Annotated in this window: 12 protein-coding genes; all 12 read right to left on the reverse strand. The window is 48.1% G+C overall.

The genetic code is table 11. The features are described from left to right. Positions 1 to 23: 23 nt before the first annotated feature. The 12 genes from COW20_13920 to COW20_13975 all read right to left on the reverse strand — a co-directional run bounded on the left by COW20_13920 (position 24) and on the right by COW20_13975 (position 9518). Positions 24 to 362 carry a hypothetical protein gene (locus COW20_13920; protein ID PIW47024.1) on the reverse strand — a complete coding sequence of 113 codons (339 nt, stop codon included), beginning with the start codon at positions 360 to 362 and terminating at the stop codon, positions 24 to 26. A 12-nt stretch (positions 363 to 374) separates the two neighbouring features. Continuing rightward, a complete protein-coding gene (gene flgC / locus COW20_13925) occupies positions 375 to 881 on the reverse strand; it encodes a flagellar basal body rod protein FlgC (protein PIW47025.1) in 507 nt (168 codons plus the stop codon). Positions 882 to 899: 18 nt separating this feature from the next. Continuing rightward, positions 900 to 1484 (reverse strand): hypothetical protein, encoded by a 585-nt coding sequence (locus tag COW20_13930; protein ID PIW47026.1) that lies wholly within the window; start codon positions 1482 to 1484, stop codon positions 900 to 902. Positions 1485 to 1494: 10 nt separating this feature from the next. Then, the gene (locus tag COW20_13935) at positions 1495 to 2193 is read right to left on the reverse strand and encodes a hypothetical protein (GenBank protein ID PIW47027.1); all 699 of its coding nucleotides are present in this window, start codon (positions 2191 to 2193) and stop codon (positions 1495 to 1497) included. A gap of 43 nt (positions 2194 to 2236) precedes the next feature. Next, positions 2237 to 2764: a hypothetical protein gene (locus tag COW20_13940; GenBank protein ID PIW47028.1), complete on the reverse strand. Its 528-nt coding sequence runs from the start codon at positions 2762 to 2764 to the stop codon at positions 2237 to 2239. A gap of 12 nt (positions 2765 to 2776) precedes the next feature. Then, complete coding sequence (flgI, locus tag COW20_13945) at positions 2777 to 3973, reverse strand: flagellar biosynthesis protein FlgA (GenBank protein PIW47029.1); 1197 nt, start codon at positions 3971 to 3973, stop codon at positions 2777 to 2779. Positions 3974 to 3991: 18 nt separating this feature from the next. Further along, complete coding sequence (locus tag COW20_13950) at positions 3992 to 4606, reverse strand: hypothetical protein (protein PIW47030.1); 615 nt, start codon at positions 4604 to 4606, stop codon at positions 3992 to 3994. Between the two features lie 23 nt (positions 4607 to 4629). Next, positions 4630 to 5370 (reverse strand): flagella basal body P-ring formation protein FlgA, encoded by a 741-nt coding sequence (flgA, locus tag COW20_13955; protein ID PIW47031.1) that lies wholly within the window; start codon positions 5368 to 5370, stop codon positions 4630 to 4632. Positions 5371 to 5379: 9 nt separating this feature from the next. Further along, positions 5380 to 6153, reverse strand: a complete 774-nt coding sequence (gene flgG / locus COW20_13960; protein ID PIW47032.1) for a flagellar basal-body rod protein FlgG — start codon at positions 6151 to 6153, stop codon at positions 5380 to 5382. A gap of 55 nt (positions 6154 to 6208) precedes the next feature. Next, positions 6209 to 7138, reverse strand: coding sequence for a hypothetical protein (locus COW20_13965; GenBank protein ID PIW47033.1), 930 nt, complete (start codon positions 7136 to 7138; stop codon positions 6209 to 6211). Positions 7139 to 7143: 5 nt separating this feature from the next. Continuing rightward, the gene (locus COW20_13970; protein PIW47035.1) at positions 7144 to 7443 is read right to left on the reverse strand and encodes a hypothetical protein; all 300 of its coding nucleotides are present in this window, start codon (positions 7441 to 7443) and stop codon (positions 7144 to 7146) included. Between the two features lie 98 nt (positions 7444 to 7541). Next, positions 7542 to 9518, reverse strand: coding sequence for a hypothetical protein (locus COW20_13975; protein PIW47034.1), 1977 nt, complete (start codon positions 9516 to 9518; stop codon positions 7542 to 7544). Positions 9519 to 9523: the final 5 nt, after the last annotated feature.

Below are 9523 nucleotides of genomic sequence, written 5' to 3' on the forward strand. Positions count from 1 at the left end.
TCGCTCGCTTAAGGTTCAGGTTGCTATACCTGCATATTCATCAAAGTTTGATAGGCGGTCGTGAGTTTCGTCATCACGGTAGATGCCATGGTGACCATGGTATCCATTTTTGCGCCAGCGACCTGAATGGAGTGGATATCCACGTCCTTGCCCATTAACAGGTCCGTCATCAATTTTTCACTTTCAGATTCAGCGTCATTGGTTTCTTTAATGGCGCTATTCAATACTTCCACAAACGAGGAGCGCTTGGCTGTGATCTCGTCCTTGGGAAGTTCAAAACTCATGGGCATCAGGCTTTCTTTAACCTGAAGATCTCCTGGGAAAAAAGATTGCAGTGCGGAAATGCTTCCTACAGTACTCATTTAAAAGACTCCTTATTTCCCGATTTCAAGGGCTTTGTTAATCATCGACTTGGCAGCGTTGGTTACCTGAACATTGGCGTCATAAGCACGCTGAGCGGCAATCATATCTACCATTTCCTTCACCACGCTGACATTGGGCAATGAAACATAGCCTTCCTGATCGGCATCGGGGTGACCGGGCATATAGACCACACGCAGGGGAGAGGGATCTTCAACCACCCCCTTCATGGCCACACCCCGCCCTTTGGGCTTGGAGGTTTCAGGGTCCATCATATCGTCCATAATCGCGCCAGTAATGGTATTGCCCATTTGCGCTGCGCTGCGCTCATCCCAGTCATCACCGCTTTCCATGGCATCTTGAAGTGCCTGTTGAAAAACTGGAATACGGCGGCGGAAAGGACCGCCTTCGACTGTACGGGTGCTGTTGGCATTGGAAATATTGCCTGCAATCGTATCCAGCCAGAAACGATTGGCCACCATCCCCGTGGCGCTCGTATTGATAACATCAAATAAACTCATACTGACCCATCCCCTCTCTTATCGGTTCGAAATAATGGTTTTCAAGGTACGGAACTCACCTGAAATCGAGCTGACCAAAACATTATAGAAGGAGGTGTTTTTGATCATTTTACCCATTTCAATTTCAGGACTGACATTGTTGCCGTCCTGGCGAGGTGTTCCCTTGATTTCTTCAATCTTGGGCTGAACGGCAGAAATCTGGTCTGCACGGCTCAACGATTTTTCAGCTTGTGCACGGGGGTCTAAAGGCACCCCACCCGCTTCAGAGCCTTCAAACATTTTACTGAATTTGGTGCTTCCCAAAGAGAAGCCGACGCCCAAGTCCGTTTCATAACGTTGACCTTCAAGGAAGAGCTCATCAAGGCTCAAATTTTGCAGTAACTGCTCGTTGATACTGCTGGTTTTCATTTCCTCAGTCAAGTCAGGCCCTTCATCTTTGGCGCTCTGCTTAATTCTATCCAAGGCGTCTGCAAAAGAGACTTCAGCCCCTTTAAAACCAGGGGTATTGATATTTGAAATATTATCGGCAATTACCTTGTGACGGGTGGTTGTCACATCGAGCATTTTCTCGGTAAAAGCCATCAAAGGACTGAATAAGACCATTTTGCTCCTCCTACATGGTTAAAAAATCATCTACTGATTTGCGCTTGCCTAATTTCATGCGCAACTGTTCCAGGGCCCGCTTATGAATACGGCTGACCCAAGACTCCGACAAACCCAACCGTTTGCCAATCTCATTAAAAGGCAACTGCTGAAAATAATACAGCTTTAAGGTTGTACGCTCCTGGTTCGGTAATTGTTCAATCACCCAGGTCAGGGTTTTCTGCAATTGCTCAAACTCAATATCGCGTTGAACCGAATCTGAATCACCCAACTGATTCAGCAAATTAAAACTCTCATCGCCGTCTGAGCCTGTTGGGGCATCCAGAGACAAGATATAACTGTAAGCCAAGCGTGTGACTTGGCTGAACAGGTTAGCGGAATCTGTTTCCACATCTTCCGGGTCTTCATAGACCACTTCATCCTGATTCTTCGGAGCCTTGGGCAATTTGGGTAAATTGTCCAAAATCGCTCCCTTGATATAGTAGGTTGCGAAGGTTTCAAATTTAACCCCACGTCCGGGATCAAACCGCTCAATCGCCAACAACAAACCAACTACACCATCACTGACCAGGTCGTTGAAGTCATAATGCTTTGGCAACTTCATCGACAGCCGACGGGCAATCGAACGTACCAGCGGCATATAGCGCTTTACGGCATCGCTGCTGTTCGTTGGTGCGTTGGGGACAGTACTCATTGTCTCTGCGCCCATCTAGCTCTTCGACACATCCCGATTGGTCATCTTGCCTATTTTATCATTCCCGCCTGTTCAATTTATAGATTTCTTCCATAATCTGACTCGAATTGTCTATGGAAGCGGGGTTTTCTATTTCAAAACCCTCTGTACGGGTATCCAACCGGCCCAAAGTACGTGGCGCATTCACCAAAGGATTGGCTTCAAAACCTACAGTACGGGCATCAAATTTACCGGTAATACTTGCGGCATTTTCAGGAATTGCATTCGCAATAGCTTCCTGCCCACCGGTCAATTGTTTTAACATTTCCTGGGCCAGACCAGCCCCCTGTGAAGAGGCCAATTCTTTGCCAATTTCCTGATCCATAAAGCCCATCAGCATATTGACGTGGGGTCCACTGAAGAGACCATCTTCTTCATTGCTGGAGTTTTCACGCATTTGTGAAAACATATAGGCATAGAGCATGCCCACAAAATCCTTACTGGTTTCAGCCAGATTGGGGGTACGCGCAGTAGGAGCCATGGCTGCAATAGAGTTTTCTCCAAAGCCAGTGCTGAGAGAACCTACCAAAGGTACATTATCAATCATGTGTAAGTCCTCCTATTGAATTTCCAGATGGGCATTGAGTGCGCCACTGGCTTTAATCATTTGTAAGACGGTAATCAAGTCACGGGGAGGTACACCCAGTGAATTGAGAGACTTCACCAACTGACCCACTGTAGAGCCCTTGACCAGCACCAGGGTATCGCCTTTGTGCTCTTCATAGCTGATTGAGGTATTGGTCACCGATTCAGTGGAGCCTTGAGAAAGAGGATTGGGCTGAGAAACCGTCGTGACCGCATCTACTTTCACAATCAGACCGCCATGGGCAATCGAGACAGGCCCAATGCTGACATTCTGACCAATCACAATTGTTCCGGTACGTTCATCCATTACCACCTTAGCAGCTCCATTTTGAGGAGAGAGCGTCAGATTTTCAATTCGCGCAATCAGCTCGGGAACATTGTTACGGTAAGTGGAAGTCACAAAAACCCGAACCGTAGAAGCATCTACGGCCTTGGCATTGCCCAAGAGGTTTTTATTGATTTTGTCTGACAGTTCAGTCGCCGTCGTAAAGTCGGGATTGATCAAATAAGCTTCAATATAGCCATTTTCATCCATCAAGGTCACAGGAATTTCTTTTTCAACAATCGCCCCATTGGGAATCCGACCAATGGTGGTTGCATTCTTGGTAACTGAAGCTCCCTGCTCTGTCGAAACACCAAAGCCGCCCAAAGAAATGGGCCCTTGGGCAACCGCATAGATGCGGCCATCGGCACCGCGCAAAGGCGTTTGCAAAAGAAAGCCATTCTGAAGGCTCTTGGCATCCCCCAAAGAGGAAACCGTGACATCAATCAGTTGGCCTGGCTTGGCAAAAGGAGGGATATTCACCGTGACCATCACAGAAGCAACATTCTTCGGACGCATTGAGCCTTCAGGCATCTGGGGCAAGCCAAAACGCTCAAGCATATTGACCATCGCACGACGCATATAAGGAATCGCGTTGGCAGAGTCGCCAGAACCGTCAAGACCAGTAATCAATCCAAAGCCTTGCAATTGGTTGTAGCGGGCGCCGCGGAAATTCACAACGTCTTTCACACGCACAGAAGTGGGGGGAACCACATCCATAATCGGAGCAGAACGGGCACTGGCCTGCTGCGGAGGATTAACACCCGTAGGATTTTGCTGAGCAAAAGCAGGCAAAACCAGCGTAGTAGCCAGAGCCACTGTCAGTAAGGGAAATATGCGACGGACCATGCTGAATCTCCTTATTAATTAAAGCAGGAAGTTAAAGATACGCGTCATCAGACCCGCTGTAGCACGGGCGCTGACAGGGCCTGTTCCCATGACATCGATACGCATATCTGCAATTCGGGATGAATCAACCATATTGTCGGAGGTAACATCATTTTGACGTACCACACCGGTCAGAATCATTTCATTTTCTTCATCATTGACACGGAAATTTTTATGCGCCGTAATAATCAGGTTGCCATTGGGCAAAATATCCTCGATTCGGGCAGAGACCAGGAACTGAATCACGCCAACACGGGTGGTTGACCCCAAATCATTGGCTTGCATCTGACTTTGCGCTTGGAATTGACCTTGTAACTGGGTACGGCCCGTTTGAAACCCTTGGGGAAAAGACCAACGGTGTTGGTTCTGCAATTGTTTCTGACCGATCAAAGTAGCCTGTTGACTGGCGTTGATTTTTTCCTGAACAGCAACAGTGATAATACCGCCGATGACAAATGTAGGACGACGCTCCGTAAACAAAGTCGCTGTACTGGTGTCATTCCAAATTGAGTCAGCCTGTGCAGGCATGACAACCGCCGCCAGACAAAGACCAGCCACAAGAGCTGTCTGTAAAAATTTAGTTCTCCAGTTCATTGACGAAGGCTTCCTCACTTGTATTACTTAATTTCCAGAGTGACTTCACCCTGGCCTGTTACGCGGGCCTGAACCAGTTTATTGCTGCCAAAGCTCAAAACCCGAACTGAAACCATTTGGTTTCTCAACCCGTTTTCAAGAACCTCTCCCTGAGCCATCAGGCGAAGGTTCTCATTCACAACCACCACTTTCACCTGGGCGCCCTTTAAAACCAAGGGCTGCTGCTCAAGCGCCAAACGATTCAAAACCATTCCTGCTGGAATGTCTCTGTTTACCCGGTAATCGCCCGGATTTTCTAAAACACGGAGATAATTTACAGGCAATTCAGATAGCTTTTTTTTGCTAAACTGAATACTTTGCTCAGAAAGCATCTCCCCTCTTCTGAGCGGCTTTTTAGAGATATACACCTCTGTCCAGCCATCCACTTTCAACTTCACAGGTATCGTCGCCCGATACCGATTTCCATCCATGACCTTCAGCGTTAAAATCGTTTTACCGATTAAATTCTGCAAATCACGCTCGGTCAATTCTACCGATAGATTTTTTCCTACCCGCGCCAGTTTGTCTTCAAGAGAATCGTCATTCCACAAAACCAAAACATTTTGCGGAGCAACCTCATACTGACTTTGTACGGCCTGGCGTAGCCGGTAAATCAGTTCGTCGGTCGAGTTTACACGAACTGGGGAGGCGTTGACAGCGAATGCTATGAGGCAAAATGCCAAATAAACAAAACCTCTGCTGACAAAACCTCCCCTTTCAATCATCCTCTAAAATTAACGAGACAGGTTATTGGCGGTATCCATCATCTTATCAGCCACAGTAATTACTTTTGAATTGGTGTCAAAAGCTTTCTGGGTGGTAATCAGGTCTACCATTTCTGTCACAATCTGAACATTGGAAGACTCCAAGGCCCGACCATGAATCTGTCCAAAACCATTCTGTGCAGGCTGCCCCTGTTCAGGAGAACCGGAAGCACTACTTTCTGCAAACAGGCTGTTTCCACGCGCTTCCAAGCCAGCGGGGTTGGGGAAACGTGTCAGCGTAATATTCCCCAATTGAGACAGCAGACCGGTACCAGGCTGAGTAGCCCAGAACACGCCTGTGCGATCAATGTGGAAATCAGTTGTACCAGGAGGAATGGTGATATTGGGATCCAGGGTATAGCCGTCGGCATTCACTACCTGGCCGTTATTGTTCAACTTAAACAGACCTTTACGGGTATAAAAGCGCTGACCTGAAATAGGATCCAGAACTGAGAAGAAGCCAATACCATCAATGGCCCAATCCAGATTATTATTTGTAGACTGAAGCGAGCCTTGCTGATGAACCACATTGGTACCGGCAATACGTGAACCCAAGCCATAGTGAATCCCTGACGGATTGTCTACGCTGCCTGGGCGACGGTAGTACTGATACAGAAGATCCGTGAATTCAGCATCTGAGCGCTTGAACCCTTCGGTTTGGGTATTGGAGAGATTGTTCGCGATGACGTCAATTTTAAACTTCAGCGCTTCCATCCCAGTTGCAGCAGTCCAGAGTGCATGCATATTTTTACTAACTCCTCCTAAGTCCTGTTTAAAAGTTTATTTAATTGTAACAGTTCTATTGCATTCTGCCCATTTCATTAATGGACTTATCGAGAATTTTATCCTCGGCTGCAATCACTTTTTGAGACATATCGTAGTCTTTAGAGGTCATCATTAACATGACCATTTCATTTACAATATCGACATTTGAACTTTCGAGATACCCTTGCTTGATCAGAAAGGGAGACTCGTTGGTAGGGTTGGCATTGACCGCAGGATTAGGTTGCAGTGCCTGCATAAGACGGTTGTCTGTCGGCATATCCACACCGTATTTTTTCAAGAGTTCAAAAACCTGGCTGCGATCATCGGCTTGGGTAGGCTCGTCGGTCCATTCAACCATTTTGATTTGGGCACGCACAGGCCGGGCATTGGCTGCCCCTTTTTCACGGCGATCGTAAATCCGACCGAAGCGATCGATTTCAATCGCAGAGTCATTCATGCTGGCCTGACTTTGTGTGCGTTGTGCCCCCTGATTAAGGGGTTGGTCTGTCAAAACAATGCGCTTGTCATTGATATCAAGCACATAGTCTCCGTTGATATTGACCAGTTCATTCTTGTCATTCAACAAGAAATGGCCATTGCGGGAAATGGTATAGCGCTTGGGAGCGTTCAGATCCACATTGCCTTGGGCATCGCGGGGAGGCTTCACTTCAAACTGGAAATAAGCTTTTTCGCCCATAATGGCAAGATCAAGTGCGCCACCTGTTGTTTTCAGTGTTCCTTGGGATTGCTTGACGCCAGCGTCATCAATATAAGAACCCTGCGCCAAAGGAGCCTTGGTACGGCCATCTGACATATCTACCAAGACATCTTCAAAACTATGCACAGCATAGGTTTTTTTCTTGTATCCCGTGGTTTGGGAGTTGGCCACATTCTGAGCAAAAAGATTCATTTTTTGCATCGAAGTTTCCATATTGCTTGCGGCGGTGTAAATACCCCTTAACATCTGCTCTAAAACTCCTCCAATACCATTTCAATTTGTTTTTTATGCGCCTGATCCAGGCTGTAGACAAAAACCAAAACTTCAGCTACAGCCTTATACAATTCGGGCGGAACCAAACTGCCCAATTCAAGTTGCCCCAAAGCTTTCGCCAAGGAAGGGTCGTGATACACAGGCACCTCATGCTCCTGAGCGACACGCACGATTTCTTCTGCAACCTCACCGGTTCCGGTGGCAACAACCTCAGGCGCACTTGACGCTTGAAGGTCATACTTCAAAGCCGTTGCTTGTTTTGAATTCTGTTCTGGCATTTCTGCCGGATGTGGATCACGATTCATCCACTATCTCCATCTTCAAGTGTTTAGCGTAACAAATCTGTAGCACTTCATACAAGTCCTTGAAACATTACTTAAACTGATACGTCAACTGAGAGGTCATCATCTTTACGACGGCGACGACCACCGCCCTTACGCAAAGACTGACGGGAATTGAGATCAGTGCTTTGGCCACTGGTGTTGCTGCCCTGGCTACCGCGGGCCGGAGGGATGCCTTGTTTCACTTCAATTTGTCCAGCCACCAGATAGGATTTTTGGATCATTTGCTGAATTTCTTGAATATAGGTCTCCAATGTTTTTGCTGCCACCGCATTGGGAGCATAGAGACGAACCACCATCTCACTTTGGGTATTCAGTGTAAACTGCGCGCTGACTTTACCCAAATTCTGGGGGAAGAGATTGATTTCTATACTTTGCAAAACACCGGTTTTAAAGTTTTGAGTCTGCACAACCTGATTCACAAAAGCTGGGAAATCGGAAATCTGAATCGGCACACCTTGGTTGATCATCTGAATCGCAGTCTGGGCATTCATCGCCTGCAAAGGCACGGGTGATGATTGTTTAGGCCCAGAATATTTCTCTGCTGAATTTTCAGAGCCTTGAGATTCAACTTTTTGGAGTGACTCTGGCAACTGCGGCTTGGGGGCTGAGGTCACCTTCATTTCGATCTCAGGCTTGGCCAACCCCATCTCCATACCGGCCTCATTGTTCAGCACCTCAGAAAAGGATGCGGGGGCGGAAGAGACTCCTTTTTCCAGCTCGGCATTTCCCAAAGGCGTAAATCCTGCTTGAGATGAGAATGAAATTTTGGTTGCTTTCGGCAAAGCCTTGAACTTCTCACTGCTAAATTCTGGGCGACGGAATTCAGAAACAAATGAAACAAAGGATAAAGTTTCAGACGGCTTTTCTTTCAAGGAGCCGGGTTCTGAATTTTCTGAAGCAGCATCTATAGCAGGTGAAGAACCTGACAAGACAGTTCCCTCAGGCGATTCTGCATCAAAGCTGCTTGCAGCAAAAACCATCAAAGGACTGGGAGCAGCAACTGAGGAGAAATGAATCGGCTCATTGCCTTTGGGAGCCAAAACACTTGGCTGACTTGCCTGAAACAAAGAGGGAAGTACTTGCTCCCAAGGCAAACCAGAATCCTGCTCAGGCAAAACAGAATCATTCTCTGTCAAGAGACCCAAGACATTCGCTGCTTCGACGGATGTCTCAGGCATCATTTCAGACACCATTTCCAACCACCAGGGTTTTTCTGAGACAAAAGCAGAGAGCTTGGAGATTTCAGCTTTTTCTATAGCTGGGACAGAAATTTCCCGTGTGGGGAAATTGGGAAAGAGCAAAGCAGCTTGAGACGAGGACGCTCCTTGAAAACTTTTTTGCTGTGAGGATTCTCCAGAGGCCATGCCTGAAGACAGATTTAAGTTCAAGAAGCTTGAACGAACACCGGCAACCACCCAGGCCAAAACCTGATCCTGTGGCTCAGCGACAGCCCGTGTTCCGGGCTCTTCTTTAAGAGGCTGAACAGGGGCATAGGGCAGCGCCTGAAAGAAGTCATCCAGATTTGCATAGACAGGAGCCTTTTCAGAAGTCTCGGCAGCTGAGGTTTTAAAGCCTGGACGAGATGTTTGCTCACCCAAAATAAACATGCGGATCCGTGCATTTCCAAGCACAACCTCTCTGACCGGAGCGTCAGAGACAGAAGCAGCAGGAGCATGGGCTTCAGGTACGGCAGGGGCAGCAGGAGCACTGGCTTCAGGCCCAGCAGGGGTTGCAGGAGCACTGGCTTCAGGCCCAGCAGGGGTTGCAGGAGCAGGGGCTTCAGGCACAGCAGGGGCAGCAGGAGCATGGGCTTCTGGCACGGCAGGGGCAGCAGGAGCATGGGCTACAGGCGCTGCAGGAGCACTGGCTTCAGGTACGGCAGGCGCAGCAGGAGCACTGGTTTCAGGCCCAGCAGGGGCGGCAGGAGCACTGGTTTCAGGCCCAGCAGGCGCTGCAGGAGCACTGGCTTCAGGCACAGCAGGGGCGGCAGGAGCACTGGTTACAGGCACGGCAG

It is taken from the genome of bacterium (Candidatus Blackallbacteria) CG13_big_fil_rev_8_21_14_2_50_49_14, assembly GCA_002783405.1.
In the GTDB taxonomy this organism is placed as follows: domain Bacteria; phylum Cyanobacteriota; class Sericytochromatia; order UBA7694; family UBA7694.